This is a genomic window from Paenibacillus oleatilyticus (assembly GCF_018998565.1).
GTDB lineage: Bacteria > Bacillota > Bacilli > Paenibacillales > NBRC-103111 > Paenibacillus_G > Paenibacillus_G oleatilyticus.
In genome coordinates this window covers 98,927-122,965 of record NZ_JAHNZO010000002.1, presented here as the reverse complement: position 1 = coordinate 122,965, position 24,039 = coordinate 98,927, and the positions used below count along the sequence as shown (strand labels likewise).

General features: G+C 50.4%; 22 protein-coding genes and 2 pseudogenes. 6 read left to right on the top strand and 18 right to left on the bottom strand.

Translation table 11 applies throughout. From position 1 onward, the window contains the following. Positions 1–5 precede the first annotated feature (5 nt). The 10 genes and pseudogenes from KQX66_RS03775 to KQX66_RS38185 all read right to left on the bottom strand — a co-directional run. The gene (locus tag KQX66_RS03775; RefSeq protein WP_216789945.1) at positions 6–842 is read right to left on the bottom strand and encodes a carbohydrate ABC transporter permease; all 837 of its coding nucleotides are present in this window, start codon (positions 840–842) and stop codon (positions 6–8) included. Then, positions 842–1,774, bottom strand: coding sequence for a carbohydrate ABC transporter permease (locus tag KQX66_RS03770; RefSeq protein WP_216789942.1), 933 nt, complete (start codon positions 1,772–1,774; stop codon positions 842–844). The genes KQX66_RS03775 and KQX66_RS03770 overlap by 1 nt, the downstream gene beginning before the upstream one ends. 66 nt (positions 1,775–1,840) lie before the next feature. After that, positions 1,841–3,163, bottom strand: coding sequence for an ABC transporter substrate-binding protein (locus KQX66_RS03765; protein WP_253956896.1), 1,323 nt, complete (start codon positions 3,161–3,163; stop codon positions 1,841–1,843). A 437-nt stretch (positions 3,164–3,600) separates the two neighbouring features. Then, positions 3,601–4,866, bottom strand: a complete 1,266-nt coding sequence (locus tag KQX66_RS03760; protein ID WP_216789940.1) for an IS110 family RNA-guided transposase — start codon at positions 4,864–4,866, stop codon at positions 3,601–3,603. 302 nt (positions 4,867–5,168) lie between these two features. Beyond that, positions 5,169–5,855, bottom strand: a complete 687-nt coding sequence (locus KQX66_RS03755; protein WP_216789937.1) for a FadR/GntR family transcriptional regulator — start codon at positions 5,853–5,855, stop codon at positions 5,169–5,171. A 283-nt stretch (positions 5,856–6,138) separates the two neighbouring features. Beyond that, positions 6,139–6,690 carry an RICIN domain-containing protein gene (locus KQX66_RS03750; protein ID WP_216789934.1) on the bottom strand — a complete coding sequence of 184 codons (552 nt, stop codon included), beginning with the start codon at positions 6,688–6,690 and terminating at the stop codon, positions 6,139–6,141. Between the two features lie 237 nt (positions 6,691–6,927). Beyond that, complete coding sequence (locus tag KQX66_RS03745) at positions 6,928–7,734, bottom strand: phosphodiester glycosidase family protein (protein WP_216789931.1); 807 nt, start codon at positions 7,732–7,734, stop codon at positions 6,928–6,930. 177 nt (positions 7,735–7,911) lie between these two features. Continuing rightward, a complete protein-coding gene (locus KQX66_RS03740; protein WP_216789929.1) occupies positions 7,912–8,403 on the bottom strand; it encodes a hypothetical protein in 492 nt (163 codons plus the stop codon). Positions 8,404–8,617: 214 nt separating this feature from the next. Next, a complete protein-coding gene (locus KQX66_RS03735) occupies positions 8,618–9,550 on the bottom strand; it encodes a YybI family spore inner coat protein (protein ID WP_216789926.1) in 933 nt (310 codons plus the stop codon). 436 nt (positions 9,551–9,986) lie between these two features. Next, positions 9,987–10,124, bottom strand: a pseudogene (locus KQX66_RS38185) (sigma factor-like helix-turn-helix DNA-binding protein); the annotation flags it as partial. A 366-nt stretch (positions 10,125–10,490) separates the two neighbouring features. Between KQX66_RS38185 and KQX66_RS03725 the strand changes: the two are divergent. Next, positions 10,491–10,880 carry a hypothetical protein gene (locus tag KQX66_RS03725; RefSeq protein ID WP_216789919.1) on the top strand — a complete coding sequence of 130 codons (390 nt, stop codon included), beginning with the start codon at positions 10,491–10,493 and terminating at the stop codon, positions 10,878–10,880. A gap of 294 nt (positions 10,881–11,174) precedes the next feature. On the opposite strand, the pseudogene KQX66_RS03720 reads toward KQX66_RS03725, so the two are convergent. Next, positions 11,175–12,344, bottom strand: a pseudogene (locus tag KQX66_RS03720) (MFS transporter). A gap of 249 nt (positions 12,345–12,593) precedes the next feature. Here KQX66_RS03720 and KQX66_RS03715 point away from each other — a divergent pair. Next, entirely contained in the window at positions 12,594–14,054 is a 1,461-nt protein-coding gene (locus KQX66_RS03715) for a DUF5050 domain-containing protein (RefSeq protein ID WP_216789916.1), read from the top strand. Between the two features lie 91 nt (positions 14,055–14,145). On the opposite strand, the gene KQX66_RS03710 is transcribed toward KQX66_RS03715, so the two are convergent. From KQX66_RS03710 to KQX66_RS03700, 3 genes are all read right to left on the bottom strand, one after another. Continuing rightward, positions 14,146–15,600: an MFS transporter gene (locus tag KQX66_RS03710; RefSeq protein ID WP_216789913.1), complete on the bottom strand. Its 1,455-nt coding sequence runs from the start codon at positions 15,598–15,600 to the stop codon at positions 14,146–14,148. 206 nt (positions 15,601–15,806) lie between these two features. Continuing rightward, on the bottom strand, positions 15,807–16,829 hold the full coding sequence (locus tag KQX66_RS03705) for a helix-turn-helix transcriptional regulator (RefSeq protein WP_216789909.1): 1,023 nt from the start codon (positions 16,827–16,829) through the stop codon (positions 15,807–15,809). Between the two features lie 72 nt (positions 16,830–16,901). Continuing rightward, positions 16,902–17,189 carry a winged helix-turn-helix transcriptional regulator gene (locus KQX66_RS03700; RefSeq protein WP_253956895.1) on the bottom strand — a complete coding sequence of 96 codons (288 nt, stop codon included), beginning with the start codon at positions 17,187–17,189 and terminating at the stop codon, positions 16,902–16,904. On the opposite strand from KQX66_RS03700, the gene KQX66_RS37245 reads away from it, so the two are divergent. Together KQX66_RS37245 and KQX66_RS37240 are read left to right on the top strand one after the other, a co-directional pair. Then, positions 17,149–17,382: a flavin reductase family protein gene (locus tag KQX66_RS37245; protein WP_253956894.1), complete on the top strand. Its 234-nt coding sequence runs from the start codon at positions 17,149–17,151 to the stop codon at positions 17,380–17,382. The two genes, KQX66_RS03700 and KQX66_RS37245, sit on opposite strands and share 41 nt — an antisense overlap. Before the next feature lie 81 nt (positions 17,383–17,463). Further along, positions 17,464–17,697 carry a hypothetical protein gene (locus KQX66_RS37240; protein ID WP_253956893.1) on the top strand — a complete coding sequence of 78 codons (234 nt, stop codon included), beginning with the start codon at positions 17,464–17,466 and terminating at the stop codon, positions 17,695–17,697. Here the strand turns inward: KQX66_RS37240 and KQX66_RS03690 are convergent. From KQX66_RS03690 to KQX66_RS03675, 4 genes are all read right to left on the bottom strand, one after another. Further along, entirely contained in the window at positions 17,688–18,335 is a 648-nt protein-coding gene (locus KQX66_RS03690) for an SIMPL domain-containing protein (RefSeq protein WP_216789905.1), read from the bottom strand. The genes KQX66_RS37240 and KQX66_RS03690 overlap by 10 nt on opposite strands. Positions 18,336–18,601: 266 nt before the next feature. After that, the gene (locus KQX66_RS03685) at positions 18,602–19,000 is read right to left on the bottom strand and encodes a cupredoxin domain-containing protein (protein ID WP_216789903.1); all 399 of its coding nucleotides are present in this window, start codon (positions 18,998–19,000) and stop codon (positions 18,602–18,604) included. A 501-nt stretch (positions 19,001–19,501) separates the two neighbouring features. Beyond that, entirely contained in the window at positions 19,502–20,686 is a 1,185-nt protein-coding gene (locus tag KQX66_RS03680) for an MFS transporter (protein WP_216789901.1), read from the bottom strand. Between the two features lie 144 nt (positions 20,687–20,830). After that, on the bottom strand, positions 20,831–21,688 hold the full coding sequence (locus tag KQX66_RS03675) for an AraC family transcriptional regulator (RefSeq protein ID WP_216789899.1): 858 nt from the start codon (positions 21,686–21,688) through the stop codon (positions 20,831–20,833). A 188-nt stretch (positions 21,689–21,876) separates the two neighbouring features. Here KQX66_RS03675 and KQX66_RS03670 point away from each other — a divergent pair, with 188 nt between their 5' ends. Together KQX66_RS03670 and KQX66_RS03665 are read left to right on the top strand one after the other, a co-directional pair. After that, on the top strand, positions 21,877–22,227 hold the full coding sequence (locus KQX66_RS03670; RefSeq protein WP_216789896.1) for a phasin family protein: 351 nt from the start codon (positions 21,877–21,879) through the stop codon (positions 22,225–22,227). After that, entirely contained in the window at positions 22,224–23,903 is a 1,680-nt protein-coding gene (locus tag KQX66_RS03665; RefSeq protein ID WP_216789894.1) for an ABC1 kinase family protein, read from the top strand. The genes KQX66_RS03670 and KQX66_RS03665 overlap by 4 nt, the downstream gene beginning before the upstream one ends. Positions 23,904–24,039 lie beyond the last annotated feature (136 nt).

Below are 24,039 nucleotides of genomic sequence, written 5' to 3'. Positions count from 1 at the left end.
TTTGACTATCCTTTTACCGCTCCCTGCGTCAAGCCTTCGACGATGAATCGCTGGCAGATGGCGAATAAAATGACCGTCGGGACAATGGACAGCACGGTTGCGGCAGACATCGATCCCCAATCGATATCAAATTTCGTAATGAAGGAATTCATGGCGACCGGCAGCGTCTTCGAGCTTTCCTTGTCGATAAACATGATGGCCATGAACAGCTCGTTCCAGTTCTGGACGAAGGCAAAAATAAACGTGGCCGAAATCCCCGGCATCATGACCGGCACGATGACGCGAAACAAGGCGCCCAGCCTCGAGCAGCCGTCGACCATCGCCGCTTCCTCCAGGCTCGCCGGAATTCTTTGAAAAAAACCCCGCAGCATAATGGTGCAAAACGGAACGAGACCGACCGTATACATCAGGATCAGGGAGCCCTGTTTATTCAGCAGTCCCATGCGGGACATCATCAGGTAGAGCGTACTGAATCCGATAAAAAGCGGAACCATCTGGGTGACGAAAAAGGCGATCATCAACTGCTTGCTGCCCCGAAACGTGAACCGGGCCAGAACGTATCCGCTCAGAACGGTCACGACCAGCACGACGGCCGCCGAAGTGAGTGAGACGATAAGGCTGTTGCCGATGTAAATATGGAACTTCGAGATTTTGAAGATCTGAATATAGTTTTCAAACGAGATTCGTTCGGGCCAATACTGCAAAGGCAGTGTAAAGATCTCGTTGCGAGGTTTGAGCGAGGTAATGACCATCCAATACAACGGAAATACCATAAAGATCAAATACAGGCCAAGAGCGGCCGCCTTGCCTGCCTTTCCGGCAAAAGCCAGCTGTTTTTTCATTAAAAATCACCCGCTTTTTCCGCTCTAGTCGCAAACAGATAGAAGGTCGTAAACAACGCCAGAATGGCGATGCAGATGATCCCGATCGCGCTCGCCTGCCCGTAATCGCCGGAAAAGACGATTTTATCGAGCATGTACGTCGTCAAAATGTGGGTTGAGCCTGCCGGTCCGCCGTTGGTCATGCCGTAGATCAGATCGGGAAAATTGAAAATCCAGATCACGCGCAGCGCGGTCGTCGAAATGATGGTCGGCATAATGTAAGGGATCGTTACATGAAACAGCTGATTGAACCGGCTCGCTCCGTCGATTTCGGCGGCTTCATACAGCTCGGACGGCACGGATTGCAGCGCTGCCAGCAGCATAATGGCAAAGAAGGCTACCCCGTACCAGACGTTGGCGACGATGACCGAGAACAGCGCCCACTTCGGATCGGATAAAAAGCCGATCCGCTCCGTAATCAAGCCGAACTTCAACAGCAGGTCGTTGATGACGCCGATTTGTCCGTTGAACAGCCAGCGCCAGATGATGCCGATCAGAAAGCCGGACAGCGCCCACGAATAAAACACAAAGCCTTGATAAACCCCGCGTCCGCGAAAGCTTCTGCGCATCAGCAGCGCCAGGCAAAAGCCGATGACGAATTGCAAAACGAGCGAGATGATCACCCATAAGGCCGTATTTTTAAGGATCGTTTTGAACTGATCCCCGGCGAGCACCGTACGAAAATTTTGCAGGCCGACAAAATGAACATCCGTCAAATTGAACAACGAATAGTTTTGAAACGCTACGCTAATCCCTTTGAGAATCGGAAAATAGGTGAAGCCGAAAACGAGCAGCAGGGTCGGAAGCAAGCAAAGAAAAATAAACGTTTGTGTTCGGTTCAGCCGGAACAACCTTCCCGCTCCCCGTAACGGCGTCGCTTCCCGGTTTTTCATGCATGGTCCCTCCCAGAATAGAGGCGGCGGCCAGGGGATGCCTATCCGCCACCCGCTTGTGCTTGCTTATTTGCCTTGCTTCTTCTCATTGATCCAGTAGGCGTCCCATTTCTTCAAAGCATCGTCGATCGACATCTGGCCAAGGAGAATACCCTGCGCATCCTGTTGAACGACTTTTCTCCATTCGCCGAAGCCCTTATAATCCGTCTCCGGTTTGTACGGAATGTAGTGGGCGGTATCGTTGGCCATATCGATATAAGGCTTGTAAGCGCCTTCTTTAAAGTAATTGTCAACGGATGCGCTGTTGTGTATCGGGATAACGCCAGCCGCTTTGGTGAAGATCGCATTTTGTTCTGGACTGGAAATGAACTCAATCAGCTTCCACGCTTCTTGCGGATGCTTGGAATAGGACGTCATTCCCCATCCGGCTGCGCCCACTTTGTAGTGCGAAGCTCCTGTCGGACCGGTCGGCATCGGCGCGGTCGCCCAGGTGCCTTCCTTCAGCTTCTGCTTGACCGGATCGATCGTATCGGGGTCCTGTATAAGCATTCCCGTCGCTCCCGAGACGAAGCCCTGTACCTGTTCCGCAAATGCCCAGTTGACGGAGTCTTTAGGAGAGCCTTCCTTGTATAAGTTCACATACATCGTCATGCCCTGCTTGGCTTCCGGCGTGCTGAAGATCGTGGCCCCGTTTTTCAGGAACATCGCGTCGTCGGGGTTGACGTTCGTGCCGTTGTAGTCGCGGAGCAGGTCGACGATATAGCCGTCAGCCCCCGACCCGCCGCGGAACGAGTAGCCGAAGCGGTTGTTCGCGGAATCGGTTAGCGTTTTGGCCGCCTTGTACAGGTCGTCCCACGTTTTCGGAGGCGTCAAGCCTTTTTGATCGAACCAGTCTTTCCGGTAAAACAGCATTTTCTGGTACAGGCCGTATGGAATGTAATAAGGCTTTTGATCAATGTAGTTCGCCATAGCCAGCGAGTTGGCATTCAGGTCTTTGTAGCCGCTCCAAGAGGAGGTATACGAGGAAAGATCGGCAATCCATTTGTTTGTCACGAATTGCTTCACGGTAACGTCTCTTACTTCCAGCACATCGAGGTCGTCTTTGACGGAAAGCAAGGTGGAGATTTTGTTGTCCGCGCTTTCCAGAGGCGGAGAAATCAATTCGACTTTAATGTTGGGGTTCGCCGCTTCAAAGCTGGCGATCATTTTCTTAATCACTTCGGTTCTTGCCGGGCTGGTCAAGCTTTCGATCATCTTGAGATTAACGGTTTTCGAATTGCTTCCATCGCCCGCCGTTCCCTTCGCTTCATCGCTCGAACAGCCGCTTAACGCCCCTGCCGCCAAAACCGGAATCAAAGATACGGTCAACCATCGTTGTGTCCCCTTCATACTGCACCCCTCCACCATAATTGTTTTCCAGACAAACCTCTGTGTCTGTTGAGGCCCCCTTTGAGCTCCCTCGAAATGAATTAGTTATCTCACTCTAGCTCATGAATTCGCAGGATTTCACCTTTAGCTATGTGTCAGATAAGAAGGAAACAAAGAGGCCGGTAGCTTACATCATCTGAAAGGGCATGCAGGAACAGAGGTGGGAAGTATATCACCTAATTAGTTCCATATCCTGCACGTCTCCATGTTGCCCTTAGAGATTCTCACTCCCATGTCTCAACGGGTCTAAGCCCTCTCATTCCTTCGTCACATCTAGCTAAGGGGTGGAGGTCGGTATTTCTAACGGAACGGGTCCGAGCCCTTTTGCGCAACGTCTCCCGATACTCCGTGCTTCTTAATCTATCCTGCGAATACATCAACTGATGAAGAAACTTTTCTTAAGCTGCTTGAGGAAATACCTTAGTAGAGCTGTATGCTTCGGTGCTCTTAGCCAGACCAACAAGCATTCTTGCCACTTTACCGCATAATTTCATAATGGATTTCATTTTCTTTAGCTTTTTCACTTGGACATTGTGGTGGTGTAGGGCTCTCACATCTGGATTGGTCATGACCATGCACATCGTCATAAGATAAAGGAAGCGGCGAAGACGTGGGCGTCCGCGCTTGCTTAGCACCATTTTTCCACGCCATTTCCCAGAGCTGGCTTCAGCCAAGTTAAGTCCTGCATGGCGGAGCAGGGCATTTCCATGTGTATACCCGCTTAGATCACCTGCTTCTCCCAGCACACCTGCTAGACTGGTTGCATTTACGCCCGAAATGGCAAGCATCTTCTGTGCATAAGGGATGCGTTCAAGTACGAGCTTAAGTTCAAGTTCAATAAGCTCAAGTTGGCGCGTTGCCAAGTCGTATTCTTCAAGAAGCTGTCCCAAATGCAGCTTGTAGGCGTGCAGAGCTTGCGTAGCACCGACGCTGCGCTTTGCCAGCGCAATAAGTTGCTCGGCCCGCCATAAACCAGCATGACGCTTTACATACTGCTTCCAGCCGGCAATGACTTGCTCTGTCGTTAACCGGCTAATATCCTTCGGAAGAGGAAACAGCCTTAACGTAGCAAGAGCACTTGTACAGGTAAGGATTTTAAAGACCTGCCGAAGTTCGGGAAACACGATATCCACCCAGCGATGTATCTGGTTAACGGCGCTGTTAAGCCGTTTCGTAACTGTATCCCGATTGGCCATGAGGATCCGCAGTTCCTCGTATGCCTCCGAGTTGAAACGTACGGGCGAATAGTAGCCGTTTTTGACCATATCCGCGATGACAAGCGCGTCCTTACGGTCGCTTTTAGACGGGGTATTGTCGCGGTTTTCCTTATTCTTTTTGACGAGATGGGGGTTTACGAGCACAGCCTCAATTCCCTGGCCTGAAAGCCAGCGAGCCAGGCTCAACCAGTAGTGGCCGGTAGGTTCCATGCCGACAATGACTTTGCTCAGCTTGTAAGACTTGAGTAGATCTCGAATCCAGCGGCCGAACAACTGAAAACCCTCGTCATGGCTACCAAACTCTAGCGACGATCCCAAAGCAATTCCCCGATAGCTGACCGCACGAGCAACGTGAGCTTCCTGGGCAATATCTACACCGACGACCAGATGTAAAGAGGAAATGTTTTCAATGAGTTGATTTTGTTTGTCCTGCGATTTAAACTTCATAGTGAGCGTCCTCCTGGATGATGGGTTTTTGAGGCTACTGGCCTCGTGCGCAACCCCATCGTACCGAGGCGCTTGTTTTTTTGCAAAGACCAAATTTTTCGTTTCACAGGAATTCTAACGGAGGCCCTTTTCCCGTGGAATCCTATCCACCTATATACCTGTCAGACAGGTATATAGTCAGTTGAGATAACCAAATCATAATATGGTGAAGGAGAGGAAGTCAATACCTTTTGTTATCTTTCATCACTTTGAAACAAAATTGAAAACGCTGTACTGGGAATTAAATGGTTTTTTATGTTACATTACATGACATTAAACTGAAAATTTTTGATCGACTGCTCCATACTATCCATAATTTTATTGAATTCCTCACGCGCTTTCATGGGATCTTTCTCGACGATGGCAGCGAATAAGGTTTGGTGAAACGGAAAGCTGTCTTGAAATATTTCCTGATGCCCGAACGGAGCATTCCAGAATACGGAAAATAACTCCCACACCGATTCCACGATGCTTTGCAAAATCGGATTCCCGGTTGCTTTATAGATCGCTTGATGAAATTTCATATCGGCAATCGAGCTGGCCTGTCCGCGCGTCCTTTCGATTTCCAGCAAATAGTGGCGCATTTCCTCAATATTCTCATCCGTAGAGCGCTGAGCCGCCAATTCGACCGCGAGCACTTCCAGAGCGCGACGAACTTCCATAAGCTGCAGCAAAGCTGACCTTTCGTCCTCCACATTGATTTTCGCAGACATTTGATACTGGGCCGTTTCTTTCACGTAAATGCCCTTTCCGTTGACGACCTCGATGACATCCGACGCTTCCAGGTAACGCAAGGCTTCCCGCAGAGAAGAACGTCCGACGCCCAAAATCTTCATAATGGTTTCCGCGGAAGGAAGCTTATCCCCTTTCTTCAGATCGTTGTTCCGAATATATTGTTTCAATTCTTCGGAAACCATTTCGTGCATCCTGACTTTGTTGATTTTTTTCATGCTCCGACTCTTCCTTTCCCTATCTCCAACAAAAACATCACAAGAATCCAATCGTCCGACTACAGCAAATTGAGCTTGAAACGTCCGGCGATCATGCGCTGCTCTCTCATTATAGCAAGTATCCACGGGAAATGAACCCCATCATACAATCTTTACCAACCGTTGCGCAAAGAAAGTTTTGCAAACGTTACTGGCGTCTTAACGGCTATCTTTTAGACCTCCGGTTAAATTTTGCGGCAAAAGAAAAACACCTGTGGCAGGTGTTTTCCAGGTCCGAACAAACTTAATTTGCTCTTTGAAGAAACCATTTTTGATTGTCCGTGTTTTGAAAAGGCCATTGGTGCAAAAACGCCGGGTCTTCAGTCCTGCCGTTTTTCACATCCAGAACTTTGCCGCTATGCTTGGCGGTAATTTTGTAAGAGCCGTCGCCCAGGGGCTCGATGCTCCAGCTTTGATTATTCCCGCCGTTATCGGACCATTGATTGATATACGCCCCGTTCGCGTAGGAGTTATCGGCAACATCGAGCACTTTACCGCTATGTACGGCAACAATCTTATAGAAGCCGTCGCCCGTCGGAACGATTCTCCACTGTTGATTGCCCCTATTATTATAAGTCCAGGTTTGGATGGCCGCGCCATCGTCCGAGGAAGCATTCCTTACATCCAGCGCTTTGCCGCTATGCTTGGCGATGATGTTATAAATGGCCGAAGGATCAATGTCGACCGCCGCTTCCGCAGACTTGGCCCCTGTACCTACGATGGCCAGCAGCACGAAGCAAAAGCTAATACCTAACGCGATCACCCAATTTTTGTGAGATTTCAGAGACTTAAGCACATTCACCACTCCTCATTTTTGATGTTCGAAACATTGCGATTTCGTTCAAGACATCTCCAGAATCGACTGCCTGTACGTTCAAATAAACCACCTTGATTTGTATATTCTAGGAAACTACTATATTATACCATATATTATGGTAAAATTATACATATATTTTAAGGATTAATACAAGCAATAAAAAAACAAGCAGGCAGTCTTTAAATGACAACCTGCCTGCTTCTGAATTCGTCGTTGTTACGGGGTGACCGTAATAATCTGATTCAATGGTCTGCTATCCCCTTTTATGTTGATTAGCTTATTATTATGGTCATAGGCCCTCATTTGTGAAGAACCGCTGCCATCGAGGAATATCCCATTTACATCATTTTTAGGCGAGCCATCCTTAATTCCAAAAAACTGTTGAATCGCCGCCCGAAATGCCTCGGCAGTACATTTCGTATCTGTCACAATTAAATAAATTCCCGAACCGCTATAAACCATGGCCGTTCGTTGGGCTAACCCGTCCGGGTTCGGCAGCTTTTCCTTTTTCATTGTGTCTTTCCAGTTCGCCGAACCAAGGCTCATCGACACTCCGCCTTGCGCCCAATAATTCGTATGCCCTACCGCTTTGTTGACTTCCCAACCGTTATTTAACACCTTATATAGAAACTTTCTGTTTTTCGCATCCCAAATAATCGTGCCTTGGTTTCCCGAATTGTACCATCCGTTATTGCCGGCTTTATCTGTGCCGATGACCGGTTTTCCATTATTTATAGCAATATTGTGTGTTTTTTTCATACCAGTCGTTCCTTCGACTTGATCCGAAAAAAAACCGCCATTTATACCAATATAACCAGTATGCTCCAAGTTAGCGCTAAGATTGAGAGCTTTCAACTGAATATTACCGGGGCTCGTTTGAATGACATTTAAATTAACTTTATTAGCCGGATAAGTAGAGTATTTGTATGATGTCGGACCACCTATGCCTGCGAAGCTGCTGTTCGGAATAACGAATGCCATCAATACGGTCAACGCCATAATAATGGAAAATCTCTTTTTCATCCAATTCGCCTCCAACCGATGAGTTTGTGCATTTCAAACCATATAATACCGTATCTCACCGTTCAAAACCCATTTTGGATTATCTCGCAGAAAAATGAAATGATCCGGCGCAAAAATTGTCGAATTTTTGCGCAAATGAAAAGCACTCCGGTTAGAGTGCTTTCCACGCAAGACTTTTTAGTTGATATAATAGGCTTCTATTTTGAAGTCGTGGGGCTTATCTGCCTTCCATGTCTTCGAACCAACTCGCAAATAATAATACGTGTTTGCCTTCAATTTATCGGACTTAACCGTTCCCAATGTGCCTTGGTTTATGGATAAAAGAGCAGTGCTGTTATTGGGATCGGAATCGTACACAGAAATCTTGTAGGTCTGACTGCTAGGGCCATAAAGCTTTATTTTCAGATTTCCTAGTTTTGCCGGAGTCATGAAACGATACCACACAACGCTATTATCTGTTTCCAGCGCCCCCGTTATCTTGTCTGTATCTTTTGATGGGATTTCAACATCAGTAAATTCATTAGGCTCTGAAATCATAGGCACAGCTAACTCTTCTGCAGTAAAAACGGTTTCCGGCTGCATAGGGACAGATGCGAAGCTTGCTGTTGGTGCCAGTACGCCAGCCAATAACGTTGCTGTAGTGCCGAGTGCTATGAATGTTTTTTTCATAGGAACCTCTCCTCTTCAATATAGTGTCGAGATAGTGTCGAGAAAGCAACCCTCTCACATCCATATTATACATTATTTTCCTCATCGAGGTTCGTTCCTTGATTATCTGGTACAAAAATCGTCGGAAAAAGCAGACGGGTTATTCTGTAGCCTGATCACAGAATGTTGAGTCTTGTAATCGTTCGACATGCCGCGCAATATATGATTTCAGTAGCTATATTTCCCCGCCAAAGATGGCCACATTCTGCCGGTCAGGACCAAACACCTGCCCGTTCCATTTCAATACGGTCTGTACAAATCCGAGTGAGTCAGCATTGTACCTCCCGGCTATCCTCTGATACGCTTCGAGCTCATATGTGCCGTCCCTGTTAAAATCAACCGGGTATAAACCAGACAAAGGATTTACCCAACCGTCTATCGGTGCCTTCAAAACACCTTGCTGGGTATAAATTTCAGATAAATATTCCTTACCCTTATAAGTAAGGTCAACAATATACTTTTCTTTTAGGGAATAATTGATCACTGTTGCTCTGTATTGATTTTCATAAGTCACATCGTACTTATAGATTTCATTGAATACATCAGAATTAAAAATCTGTCGGAGTTGACCGTTAATATAAGAAAATACATACGCATATATAGCACCGGCGCTTCCTCCAGTATCAATGACCACTAAAATATCATCCACCTTATTGCCTGTAAAATCGCCAAGAAAAAGTGTCGGATTGTATCCGGCGTTATTTTTTAAGAGGATTGGATTATAGTGATGTGTTTTCCCATTTTGGACGACCAAAGTTATATTTCTCCAAAAAGGACTATCCGGGGTTTTATTTGCGGTAAGAAGGACATTGTCCTTGATCCCGTCCCCGTCAATATCGCCCCGCTTTGCATTCACTATGGAAGGTCTGATTGGATTTATTTCTCTTGGAGAAACAGATTGGAGGCTTGCCTGCATTTCTAGCAGTTCCTGCTTTGAAGGGTAAGGATTTGGAAACGACAAGGCGTTTTCAATCGTTTGCAGCGCTTCGTTGGTTAATCCGGCTCGTGCCTGTGTATCAGCCAAACAGTACCAGTAATAAGGGTGATTCGTTTCTCGTATTTTTGTGTTATAGTAATGGATCGCTTTTCTGAAATCATACGGGCCCATCTTCATCCCACCTGTCTCTTTATTCCCAATGTAAAATTATATGCAGGAATGCGGGGGAATATGGCCCGATACAAAAATAAGGAGCGCAATTCTTGCTAAAGAAAAAGAACCATTACTTTAAGTACACAAACTTTATTACCCTAATACCTTCAAAGGTATTCATTGATTACTTAGCTTTTCGTTGCAACTTTAGTTCCTCTGTTGCATTCCAAGTTCTTCACGTTGAATAAATAGTGAAAAATCCCTTCGAAAGCCAAACCAGAGAAAAGCGTGTTAACAGCTCCAGACATACCTCCTGCCGTCCCACGATGCTCATCATCAAACTGATAAGTCATAAATATATAGATTATACCATCAACAATATATATGGAGAAGCTAACTAAAAATCAGCCTCCCCCACAAGGAATAGGCTGCTTAATTTATTTGCTTCAATCTTCTACTTGGCCCGCTCAATGTTCGTCTGAACAGTCTTTTTCTTCAAATCCAACTCCTCTGCAATCTGCCTCATTGAGAACCGGAAGGCGATATGTAGTACAAAACATTGTCGTTTCCGTTCGGACAAATTGCACATCGTATCTTGAAGTTGAACCGTTCGTCTTCGGTCAGCTCCCGACCGGCCATGCCGGCTTGGTAACTAGCTGATCCATCCAGGAGTGGTCCACTACCTTTGTTCGCTCGCAATCGATTGCTCGTATCCGAAATCAACGAGCGGTCTTCTTTGTCTACCGTTTTGTTGGACAAAGTTATGAGATCCTTCTTCGCTTTGCGGTATTCGAGCAGTAAATCATGGCGGTCCCCATTACCATAAAAACATTATAAAAATATCTTTATTTTACATATTTTATATATCATGCTATGACTTGGTTAACAAAAACACATTTTGAATAGCTGGCCAGCTTTCAAATAAACATGTGCATTAAAAAATCGGAGGTGTTTTAGGTTGAAACTCCCAAAACGAACTCTTCTGATGACGGTTCTTTCTATCATTCTCGCTCTAAGCTTTTCAACGGCTGCATTTGCCCAACCAAGCCTAATTTTTCCAAAAGGAACATCTAGCAATCCCGCTTATATTTCCAACGCCCCGGATTTTTTTGCCTGGAACCAATCTCCCTCAGATAACGAAGCAGAGATGTTTCTTTCGGCAAGCAACGGTTTTCATTACACTGTATCAACCTCCTACCCGGCAGGAAAAACCTATGGAAACTTTTATTTATCCCAAGGGATGAAAGATGCTTTGCCAAGAAACACACCAATCAGGGTCTCTATAAAAACGTACAGTAATTCAGTTTTCACGGGATCAGACACCGGTTACTTTGTTATACAAAATTAGTTTTGAGAAAATCGGAATGTCTATTTTTATAGACATTATCAGATTGATGAGAAACCCACGTTTTTAAGAGCGTGGGTTTCTTCACGTGCTATTCGTCGGTCGCTCCTGATGGATTGAAAAACTTTCATCATTCCTCACGCCTCACTCGCTCAGACATATGTACACTAGCTTAATGGATGAAGCCGGTATAAAACTTCCTGCGGTACCAAAGACTACTCGGCCATATTAACGATGATTAACATATACGTAACAAAAGCAAAAAAAGAGAAGCTGTCGACAAACTCGACACACTTCTCAATGGGTTATTATGAACCCTTTGTAGGCAATGCGTGGGTAACGACTCCAAAACTCCCCGTCCCAGATGAAATATCGTCCATTATCCCCGCGCCTGTTTTTTGTCAGGCGTACGACGTTTTCCATAAGCGGAACCAGCACCAGTGCGCCGATGAAGAACAATACTCCGCTGATTGAATACACCGTGTACAGCGAGAGCATCCTTCAAGTACCCCGCCAAAGCCATGCCGACGACCATCATGCCCATGAACATCGGCGTCAGCACGCCCCCGACCCGGCCATAAACGAACCTTCCGTATTTTGCGGGATCAAAGTATTGATGCCGATGTGGATACATGGAAAGCCCAGCCCGTTGATAGCTTTCAAAAGGAGAGTCAATGGAATGCTGGTCGACCAGCCAATGCCGATCACGCCGAAGGTGCTGAGGAGCAGACCTGCCGCAAGCAGCGTTTGCGGCTTTACTTTATTTGATATTGTCATTACGAGGGTTCCGCCGACCAGCATGGCGGCGCCGTTCGTCTTCAGAAGCCACTGCAAAGACGATTTGTCCTAGCCCAGGTTTTCCATGGCGACAAAGATCGTAAGCGGTGAAATCAGCCCGACAGCCAGGCCAGAGACAGCGAAAGTCCCTCCCAATGTCCAGAGCGGGCGACTCGCCCATACATAACGAAGCCCGTCCCGCAGCTCCCGCGCAAAGCTCCGGTTCGAACGTCCCTATGACCGGACCGACCACCATAAAGACGGCCATCAACGACTGAAACATCGCCATGACACCTTGCAGCTGCTTTCCTGCACATGCTACTTGAACAGCTTCATCGCCGACGGCAGGGAAAACTGGGAAAGCACGGCGGAGATAAAGGTTGTAAAAAGCAGCGCGTACCACGAGCCTGAGTGTACTGCCAGCAGCACGACGAAAGCGGAGACGGCAGACAAGAGATTGCACCAGACCATCGTTCGTTTCGGCAGCCACCGGTCGGCGAATATCCCCCCCGATAGTGGACAACAAAAAGATCGGCGCGTAATCCACGACCGCGATAAGCGATACATACAACGGGTCGTTCTTCGTCAACTCGGTGACGTAAAGCAGAATGGCAAAGTTTCTTACCTAATGCCAAGCTGCAGACAAACTCTGGATAAAATGATGGTTCGAACATAGCGATTGTTTAACACGGGTTTTACTTCCTTTCAAGCGTTGATCATCGTGGGGTTAGATCCGCACACACACACATAACAAATAGACAAAAATGAGTTTCGTTTATTTATCTTCGCAACCTCCTCAAAATGACGGCCCGCAAACTTCCCGTCCCCCTATAAATACGCGCAACAAATAGGCGTTTCCGGCGTTAAAAACAACGTCAGCTTTTTCCTCCTGCACCGCAAAATTTGTCCGAAAACTCTAGCCGGAAAGGAGTTTTGATCATGCCTCAAATATTGAAAGCTTGGACCGTAGCGGCTATCTTGAGCCTTATGCTCGTTTGGCCGGCTCCCGTTTCCCGGGCGGCAGCTTCGCCGGAGGTTCAAGCGTCGTTCCCTGCGTTCCCCGTGACCGTGAACGGCACGATTACCGACCAGGCACATAGCCAGTACCCGCTGCTGCTGTACCGTGACATCACCTATTTTCCGATGACCTGGAATTATACGTCTTCTTTGGGCTTGGCCGTTTCTTGGAGCAAGGAGAACGGGCTATCTCTGGATAAAAAAGACGGCTGCGTTCCTCTGTCACAAGATCTGACCGCAGAGGTCAACGCTAACAGCGGCGGTTCGCAAACTGTCGTTCCCGCTCCTTTTCCCGTGAAGGTGAACGGCAAAACGATCGTTAATGCTGACGAACCTTATCCTGTTTTGCTGTACCGCAACATCGTTTATTTCCCGATGACTTGGAGGTTTGCTCACGAGGAGTTCAACTGGAAAACTTCTTGGGATAACGTACGCGGCTTTGCCATCCAATCGTGTGCCAGACTCGACGATGAGGAACGCACTCAAGCGGAGGCGTTAAACCTGGCGAACGGCGGGCAGCTTGCCGTCAAGAACGGCTGGGTGTACATGAATCCGTACCTCTGGTCGGAGGGAGCGCACCAGTTGGTCAAATCCAAGCCGGACGGTTCGAGTCAGACCAAGCTTTCGGACGATAAAGCCACATCCATCAATGTGGTTGGGGATTGGCTGTACTACATCGCATCCGAGCCTCGCAAGCCAAACGCCATCTACAAAATCAAAACCGACGGCACGGAGCGGACGCTTGTATCGCAGACGAATGCCAGTGGCCTGTGGGTCCGGGACGGTTGGATGTACTACCTTCGCCTTGCCGAACGCAGCGGCAACGAAAACGCTCCATACTACACTCCGGGCGGCATTGAGCGGATGAGAATGGACAGTTCGGAGAAACAGACCCTACTTTCCAGTATGGACCACATCAAGTATTTTTTTCTGCAAGGCGAACGCCTCTATTATCTGACCGGCGAAGGGGAAAAAAAGAAGCTTTACGTCATGGGGAACAACGGATCGGGACAAACGGAGCTGCGGGATAATGTGACGGAGATCAGTATCATTGACGGATGGATCTATTATGTGCAGGACGGCAAGCAGCTGCGCAAAATGAGCGCTGACGGCTCCGTTGATATTCCCCTGCACGAACCCGCGAGGACTCCGATTTTCGGACTGAATTACCGAGATGGTTGGGTTTACTATGTCAGCGGCGGCTTCGGGATCTCCGGGTACGCTTCCATGGAGCGTATCCGGCTGGACGGCACCGGGCGTCAAGCACTGGCCGAAGCGCGGGCAACGGCGTTATATATAGCCGAAGACCAGCTCTATTTCCCCTATTGGTCGATGGGCGACCGCACGATGTACCATATGAAAATCGATGACCCGCAGCCCTAAACGACCTCCTGTTCGCGACAAACAAAGCAAGCCCTCAAACCCTGCAGTTCGAAGACTTGTTTGCTTACCTAGCATGACCGAGCACATGCTCTCACACCTTCCGCTTGGGCAGAAAGCACAGGCAAATGAACGCGGCAAAAGCAAGGCTTCCGGTAACGGTTAAAGAAACGGAGAATGCCCGTACATAATCCGGCAGATGTGCTGCTATCAACGGCTTACCCAGCATGGCCGAGAACAAAATGCCGATCAGCGCAACCCCCAGCGAATTGGCCAAATACGTGAAGGTCGTGAACAAGCCGGAGCCTGTGCCCGCATTTTTCGCAGGCACGACACTGAGTGCTACATTGACAAGCGGCGTGCCGGCCAATCCGAGACCGAGCCCGTACATCAGCAGGATCGTCATATTCCGCATAGTCAGCAGCCCCGCCGCATCGGCATGCAGCGATCCAATGAGCGCAAAGCTGCAGACCGCCATGACCAGCGCGCCTATTTTCAGCACGACTTCTCCCCATCTCCTGATGATTCCGGAAGATATCAAGGAGCTCAGGAAAGAACCGACGCTGATCGGCAGAAAAACCAGACTCGTAGATTGGACGCTGTAATGCAAGCCGTATTGCAGGAAGTAGCTCAGGATAAAGAAGAAAGAGAACATGCCGCTGTAGAACACGGTTACCGTGATCATGCCGACTCGGAACGAAGGCAATTTGAATATGGACAGATCAACAATCGGAACGGCCCCCTGCTTACTTTTCCGGATTTCGACGGCGACGAAGGCCAACAGAACGGGGATAGCCAGGACCAGACAGCCCCACGTCCAGAGCGGCCAGCCTCGCTTCTGCCCCTCCGACAGCGGGTAAATAAGCAGAAACAAACCGGCGACCAGCAGGATGGCGCCGCTCCAGTCTATGCTTTGAGCCTGCCCCCCGCGAGATTCGGGGATGATCGGCAATAACAACAGAACAAGCACACCGAACGGCACATTGAAAAAGAAAACGTTCCGCCAACCGAGCGCGAACCAATTCCAATCGATCAGCAGACCGCCCAAAATCAGGCCGAAGGTGAAGCCGATGCCGATCAATGCGCCGTAAATTCCAAAAGCGAGTGCCTTCTCCTGCGGCGGGAAGCTGACTTGCATCGTCGACAATACCTGCGGCTGAATAATCGCTGTGGACAGCCCCTGCATGACCCGAATGGCGATAAGAACCGACGGATCCGAAGCCAGCCCGCCGAGCGCAGCCATAAGCGTAAAGCCGGCCACGCCGATGACTAGCATTCGTTTTCTGCCGTACATATCGCCGAGTTTGCCGCCAATAATCAAAGCCAGTGCCATGCCGAGCGAGTAACCGGCGACAATAAACTGGGCTTCGGAGAAACCCGCATGCAGGCTGTTCTGCAGGGACGGCAGCGCGACCTGAATCATGAACGTATTCAATTGGATCAGCAGGATGGGCAGCAAAACCACCGCAAGCGCATACCAACGGCGGCGGTCCGTCTGCTGCTTCGGGGAACGATCGGATGTGAATGTTTCGGAGATCGGATTGGACATGGAATTTCCTCCTACAGTAAAATCTAAGCTTTTCGCGTTGGAACAGGCGGTCGTCAGCCCGCCAGTCCAGCGTTTGATAATGATTATCAATCGAAAAGCCATCACCGTGCTACCTGTGGAGGAAGTTTTTATCCCTGTATAAGGAGGATGAAATACACTAAAAACCCCTCAAACCTATGGAAATCCAAGGGTCTGAAGGGCCCGCTTCAACTGTTATTGTTCTCCTGTTCTATGCTTCGCCGCAAATCCAGATGGTGAAGCTGCCTTACATATTCGCCGGGATTGCAACCGTAGTGCTTCCGAAACGCCGTTGTAAAATTGCTGACATTGCTGTAACCGACGGCAACGGCAGCTTCTCCTACATTCATTCGCTCGACTTCCATGAAGCGAAGCGCCCTTTCCATCCGCTCTTGTCTTACAAGCTCGAAGATCGTTGTACCGAACAGCTCGCGAAAGCCCTTCTTTAGCTTAAATTCGTTGATCCCGGCGAGTCTGGCGAGTTCCCGGATGGACAGGGGATGCTCAGCCCGGCTGATCACCCACTGCCTGACCTCCTTCAGTTTCTCGATATCGTCGCGGCGCAGCACGAGCCTGCCGTCTACAGGACCTTGTCCGCCCGCCTCGGCAAACAAAGCAAGAAGCTCCATCGCTTTGCCTTCCATATACAATCGCTTCATCGATCCTTTGTAGGTGCAGTGCATGAGTTCGGATACGCATTTACGGATGGCCGGAGAATCGGAATAAGGATCAATACTTCCCTTATGCCGCTTCATCCAAGCTTCCATCCCCTGCTTCTCGATCGCATCGTCGGCGTAACGAAGCAGCTCCTCGGGAGCAAAACGCACCTCCAGCAATTGCTGCCGGAGACCCGCTTTCATTTCCTCGTATACTCGAACATTTTCCAGGAACAGAACGTTGCCCGTCCGGCTCCCCGTCAAATTTTCTTTGCCGTCCCATTCGCAATAAATTTCACCGCTTACGCAGTAGCTCAATTCGAACAGCCGGCATGCTTCCATAATGTGCAGCTTCATATTGCGCTCGTACGTCATATCCGAAACAACGATCTCCATTCCCGGACGAATCCGCATCCGGGTGATCTTTCCCTTTCCGATATGTGGCGGCGGGGAAAGCTGCTGCTCCCAGCTTCGGGTACGAACCGTTCCATGAACCAACTCGGCGATCCGGTCAAAATAATCGTGTATGTCGGCTACCACGACATTCGGTGTCAAAACAACGCACCTTCTTCCAATTATCCAATGAGAATGATTATCATCTAGCCTCATTGTACTCGGTCGGTGCGTTCATTTCAACGGCAATTGATTCTGCACTCCCCATTTGCACATCTCCTCCAGAATGGGCATCAACGTTTTTCCTCTTGGCGTTAGCGAATATTCCACCTTCGGAGGCGTTTGCCGGTACTCTTCCCTGTTAACGATACCGCTGCTTTCCAACTCGTTCAACTGGGAGCTTAACACCTTATGGGGAATTTCCGGAATTCCCCTCTTGAGCTCTCCGTAGCGCGTCACCTTTTGACAGGCTAATTGATACATGATCTTCATTTTCCACTTTCCGCTTTCGTCCAAAAGCAAAAACGGCGTTCTTAATTTGGCGCCTTTTAGTTTTTTTACAGTCGCTTCCCGCAATCCGCCCACGCTGCTGATTTCCATCGGACCGGGCGTAGGCGAACGGGAAGGTACGGTCAAGGATACGCTGACCAATATTCGCGAGGTCGGCGAGTATGTCATTAATATGGTTTCCAAGCCTCTGGGCAAAGCGATGTAGCGTTCGTCCGCTAATGTCGAGCCCGAGCGTAACGAGTTCGAGCTTGCAGGAGTCACGCCACAGTTTTGCAAAAGTGTCGATGTGCCGGCCGTGCTTGAAGCGCCGATTGCGTTCGAGCTGAAGCTGGATCGAATTAGTCCCGTAGGTGGGGATCATCTCGTTCTTGGAATCGTGCAGCGCGTGCAAGTGGATTCCGCCGCCTATGCAGGAAATTATAAAACGGAAACGGAGCGCTGGAAGCCGCTCGCAAGCATGGCCGGAGACTACGCTGGACTGACATCTGCTTTTTCATTCGACCCAGGGAATCAAGAATAAGAATAATAAGCTTTGACAGCAGCGGAAATATTCAGCTCTCCCGGTTGGATGGGCGTGGGGGCCGCAGCGGCAAAAGTCGCCATCTGGTACGGAGGCGGTTCGACGCCATGCGACACCTCTTGAATGCGTACCGGGGTAGGATGAAGCGCTACGCCCATCGCTTTCGCAAGGGTCGCCGCTTTCTGTCGGCTGCTGTGGACCGCCATCGTCAACGCCTGATGGTAATACGCCTCCGGGTGAGCCGAAGTAAACTGGATGCCGGATACGGTGTTCGCTCCATGGCGAACCGCCGTGTCCACGATGACTCCCGTCTGCTCGATCTTGTCCGCCGTTACTCGCAGAAGATGGGTGACTTTGTAGCCGCGGAACGTTTGCACCCCTTCTTTGTAGTTGTATTGGATCTCGATGCCGTACTGGACCGTCTGTACCTTCTCCTTCGGAATTCCCAGCTGGAACAGCGACTGCAGGATGTTTGACACTGCGCTGGCATTTTCGGTCTGCGCTTCGCTGAGATTCGCCTTCTCCGTCAGTACCCCGAGCGTAATCTGGGCCCGGTCCGGAGCCGCGGCAACCGTTCCTTCGCCGGATACTTCGATTATGTTTTTGGAGCTTTCGGCTGAGGCCGTCGTCGTATTCATTTCGGATCACCTTCCTTAAAAGGATCTACTATCCAATGTATTTCGATACAAACCTGGTATGAACCCTTCCGGAAACTGGAATAACCGAAAATAAACCCCGGCAGCATCTCTCCAGGCAGACAATTCCGCAACCTCGAGCGTTTCAAACAAAAAAAAATCGGCGGCCCTCCCCCGACAAAATATCGGGAGATGACCACCGCTTCGCTCGGCGGTTCAATCATTGCCGTCTGGACGGGACAACATTCCCGCTTCCCCGTCGTTCTTATTTATTTCACCGTAATGACTCCGTCAAACATGTACATTCCGCAATGGTAGCGATACGTGCCAGGCTTCAATTCGGGTAAGGCGACGATATTGTCTCCGGTTGCCAATGGAGCGTCGATAATTCCCAGATCTTTAGAGATCATGCTCTTGATGCAAGTAAATCGCGACGATTTCTTGAAGTTGATTTTCGCCGGCACGCCCGCCTGAAGCTCGATTTGTTTAGGCTCAAAGCCGTCTTCCTTTACCTGGACGGTCGCGACCTGATAACCCGCCGCTTTTTCAGCGATCAAAGGATCGACCGAACTCGAATCGTCTTGAATGAATGCAACAAGAATGGCTCCGATGCACAATATACCGAAGGCTGCCGCCAAGAAAAGCAACTTGTTTTTATTGATTTTCATTCCATTCCACCTTCTCCGTTGTTTATAATCTGCCGTTGTGGAACACCTCAAGTATAACGGAACGAGCACCGTGCAGACATGGAACATTATGTCATCTTGCGGTACTGTTATTTGATTTAACTATAACCAAGTTTAAGCGTCTCAGAATGACTCGCAAGAGCTATTTTTATGTCTAAACTAAGGCAAAATTGCTTCAAAAAAGAGCCGTATGTGCGGCCCAGAGTGTTGAGAAAGTGGTCTAAGCAAAAGTAGAGAAGCGATAGCGGCCGCCTTTGTCTTCGGGAAATGTCCGCTACTAAGCGACTTCCAATCAAATTTCCCGAAGACCCGGGGTCCCCGCAAAGTACTCGGACTAAGCTTCCCTGATTCAACTTCACTTTGTGGGGTGGAGCAGCGGTCGGAAGTAGGTACCCACCCCTTCGTTACCTCTATAATCCCGTCTGACTACTTTCTCAACAAGCTCAGCCGCATGTGCGGCCCTTCTCTGCTTGCCTGCTTGACTCAGGGAGCCTTCGGCCGGAACCATAATCCAAGCAGCGCAAATAAGACATACGCGCCCCCAAGCCAATAAAACATGCTGTGGACGGAGAAGTACTGCATGCTGAAGCCTCCGATATTCGGCCCGGTGATGCTGCCGATGCTGAACAGCACGGAGGCGATGACGTTCGTGCGGGGCAGCACGGCTTTCGGCACCACATCCGCCGCATAGGCGAGCCCCAGCGTAAAGAACGAGCCGACGAGCCCGCCGGCCAGGCCGAACAGAATCAGCACCAGCAGCAGATTCCCCTGCGCGGCGAACGGAACGGCGGCAAAGGCGGCCCCGCCGATCAGGCCAGCCGCCATCAGGATCGGCTTGCGGCCCCACCTGTCGCTCCATACGCCAAGCGGCAGCTGGAGGATCAGGGAACCGATCCCGATGATCGGCAGCAGCAGGGATATCCAGGTGTCGGACATGCCGATGCGCAAGCCGTAAGCGGGAAAATTGCTGTTCATGGACGATTCCATGTACCCGTACAGGAACGAAGTAAGCAAAGCGTACCAGGCCAGCCGGAACACAGCAGGATAGGTGGCGGCGGCTTGCGCCTCCTGCCCCCTTTTCACCGTTTCCGGGAGCGCGTTAGGCAGCCGGCTTACGAACAGCAGCGATACGGCCGTGCACAGCATCGTCGCCAGAAAAGGCGCCCACATCCCGTAGGGCAGCAGGTTGATGCCAAGCGGTCCCAAGCTGAATCCCGCCCCGTAAGCCATCCCGTAGAGCGATATGTACCGGCCTCGCTTATCCGCCGGGGAACGGGATACGATCCACAGCTGGGTCGCATAATGCAGCCCGCTGTCTCCTACTCCGACCATAAACCGGAGCACAAGCCATACCCAAAAATTAGGAAATAATGGAAATAAGACCAGCGTGACAAGCACGATCAGGATGCCGCCGACGATCACCGGCTTGTAGCCGAAACGGCGCACGGGCTTCTCGATCCAAAACATCGTGGCGAAGGTCCCGATATACAGAGCGGCCGCATTCAAGCCGTTCACCCCGGTCGAGACCCCCGTCTTGTCAAGCAGCAGAGTAAGCAGCGGCAGCAGAAGCCCCTGGTTCATCCCGGCGATAATGACTACGGTAATCAGCGTAAGATAATGCCGGAGCGCGAACGGGGATTCCAAGCCGCGTTCATGGGATAACGTCAACGGTAACTCTCCTTCACGACTTCAATTCGGGATGCCTTGACTATTGTAGCTGATCTTTGGTCAAAAATCGACCGTTGACGTTAAGCAATCGTGCCACGGACAATAAAAAAAGAAGCTGCCGAAATTTGCAGCCTCTTATCCCGCCTATTCAATAGGAATATAAATGACCATGCTTATGGCCTCCGGAGACGACTTGAGCACATCGGTCACCTCAAAATCCGGCCCCTCCCGCCGCTCGTAATTCGAATTCGGCAGCCATGTGCCGTATATGTATTTTCTCGTATTCTGCGCCGATCCGTCGACCCGGAATGCGGCGTATTTCCCCTTCGGAATTTCGTAACAGAGGAATCCCGGTTCCAAATTATCCGTAAACTCGTGCACTTCTTCTCCGATCACGAACGAAAAGCGGCCGTCATCCTGAAACTCGCAAGCAATCCCGTAGGCCAACTCCGGGGCGGCTCTGCCCGGAATCTTCAGAAACAATCCGTTACTCCCAAACTCGCCGTAAAAGCGCGGAATTTCTTCAAAATATTGCTCCTCCTGCAGCGTTGTCCGGTATTCGTAGCCGATGATCCGGATCGCGTCCAAGTCGATAATCTCAGGCCGGTTCATGTTCAATTCCCCTTCCGCATGTTGTTGATAATCGAGAAAATTCACTTTGTCCTGCAAACGAAGCGGGACGGATTCCTTCCGGTATTTCGCCGGCGTGATGCCGAACTGACTCTCGAACGCCCTGGTGAACGCTTCTTGCGAGCCGTATTGAAACGCAACCGCGATGTCGAGAACGGTTCTGCCCGTTTCCTTCAGTAAAACCGCAGCTTCGGACAGTCTCCGTCTCCGAATGTATTGGTGCACGGAAAATCCCGAGATGGCTTGAAACAGCCGTTGAAAATGAAAAGCCGAAAAACAAGCCGCGGACGCAATGGCCGTAATGTCCAGCTCCTCCTGAAGGCGGTCTTCGATAAACTGTATCGCCCCTTGAATCCTTTTGAAATAATCCATTCGCTCACCAAGCCTCCAGCCATCGTGTCATGGAATGTATTGTACAACAAAATGCACCGCTTTTTTTGATAATCCGTGCGCATCAGCGAATTTTATTTTAGGCGGGGAGCGTGCCCGGTGTTCGTTTTTGCGTTTGCGGCCCGCTATGGTAAAATCACCCTATACGGATACGAACAGGAGGGACAGAGATGATTAGAGATTTGTTGGGAAAAGCGGTTTCGATGGGATTGGGCTTTGCGGTGGTCAGCAAAGAGCAGGCGGAGAAATTCGTCGACGAGCTGGTCAAAAAAGGAGAACTGAACAAGGCCGAGTCGCAGCAGTTCGTGGACGATCTGGTACGCAAAGGAGAGGAAGCCCAATCCACGCTGGAGGAGAAGGTGCGCGGCTACATGCGTCAGGCGCTTCATGAGATGAGCTTGACGACCAAAGACGATTACGTCCGGCTGACCCAGCGCATCGGGGAGCTCGAGCGCCGCGTGGCCGAGCTGGAAGGCAAGCAGCCCGAAGCCGGCCAATCCTTACCTCCCGCAAGCTCATGAGTCTCGGACGGAAAATCCGGCACCTGCAGAGGTACCGCGACATTGCCAAAGCGTTCGCCCGCAATGGGCTCGGCTTCCTCGTTAAAGAGCTTGGACTGCCCGATCTGCTTGCGGGGACGCGCATCGGCTTGAATGAACGGCGGGAGGCCCGGTCGCGCACCATCGGCGAGCGTATCCGGACGTTTCTGGAGGAGCTTGGCCCGACCTTCGTCAAAATCGGCCAAATCGCCAGCACGCGTCCCGACCTGCTGCCCGCTCATATTATCGACGAGCTCGTCAAGCTGCAGGACCGGGTTCCGCCCTTCCCTTTCGAGCAAGTGCGCGAAGTTCTGGAAAGCGAGTTCGGCGAGCCCTTCGAGAAGCTGTTCGCGGAATTTCAAGAGACGCCGATCGCCGCGGCTTCCATCGGGCAGGTCCATCTTGCCCGCCTGCATACGGGCGAGCCGGTCGCCGTCAAAATCCAGCGCCCGAACATTCGTTCCATTGTTGAAACGGATCTTGAAATTTTGGACGATTTGGCCCGCCTGGCGGAGCACCGGCTCGACTGGGCGGCCAAATATCAGGTGCGCGACATGGTGTACGAGCTGTCCCAGTCGCTGCGCGCCGAGCTGGATTACACGAACGAAGGCCGCAGCGCACAGCGGATGGCGAAGCCGTTTGAGCGCGATTCGGATGTATGTATACCGGCGATTTATTGGGATTATTCGAGCCGCAACGTGCTGACCATGGAGTATCTGGAAGGGGTAAAGCCCACCGAAACGGAGCGTCTGCAAGAGCTGGGGTACGAACCGAAAAAGCTGGCCGAAACGATTGCCCGCATCGTCTTTCAGCAAATTTTTGTGGAAGGCTTCTTTCATGCCGATCCGCACCCGGGCAACATCATCGTCCTGCCGGGCGGGGTGATCGGATTGATCGACTTCGGCATGGTCGGACGTCTTACCCCGATGATGAAATATCATTTCGGCTCGCTGGTCATTGCTCTGCGGCGCAATAGCACCGACGGCGTCATCAAAGCGATTGAAGGCATCGGCATCATTCCCGACGATGTCGATATGGACTCCTTGCGTGCGGATGTGGACGAGCTGCGGGAGAAATACTACGACGTGCCGCTCAGCCGTGTCAAGCTCGGCGAATCGGTCAACGACCTGCTCGCCGTCGCCTACGAACACCGCGTGCGCATTCCCGCCGACCTGACGCTGCTCGGCAAAGCGCTGCTGACGCTCGAAGGTGTCGTCACTTCGCTGGACCCGACGTTCAGCGTCATCAGCATCGCCGAACCGTTCGGACGAAAGCTGTTCGCCGAAAGGTTCAGTCCCCGCAACGTGGCCGACAGCGTGTGGCATCAGGTAAGCGAGGCCGCCACCCTGCTGACGGAGACGCCGATGAAGCTGCGCGAGCTGCTCGGTATGGTAAAAAAAGGCAGGCTGCGCTTTGAAATCTCGATCGCCGAGCTCGATGCCTTGATGCGAAAAATGGACCGCATCAGCAACCAGCTATCGTTTAGCATCGTCCTGCTCGCATTCAGCATTATTATGGTCGGTCTTATTATCGGCTCGTCGCTTGGCAGACAATCGACCTTGCTGTGGAATTTTCCCGTCATTGAAATCGGATTCTGCGTCGCCGCGCTGATGTTTCTATGGCTGCTGCTGTCGATTTTCAGATCGGGACGGTTTTGAGCATCGATTCAGCACCCGATGATGCTTTGTCTCTAGGCCGCCTCCTTGGGGTTGTTCGAGCTGCTCGGACGATTCCCAAGGGGGCGGTCGTTTTTTTATAAGCAATTTCAAACGGACATGCTGCTGTCAGGATTAC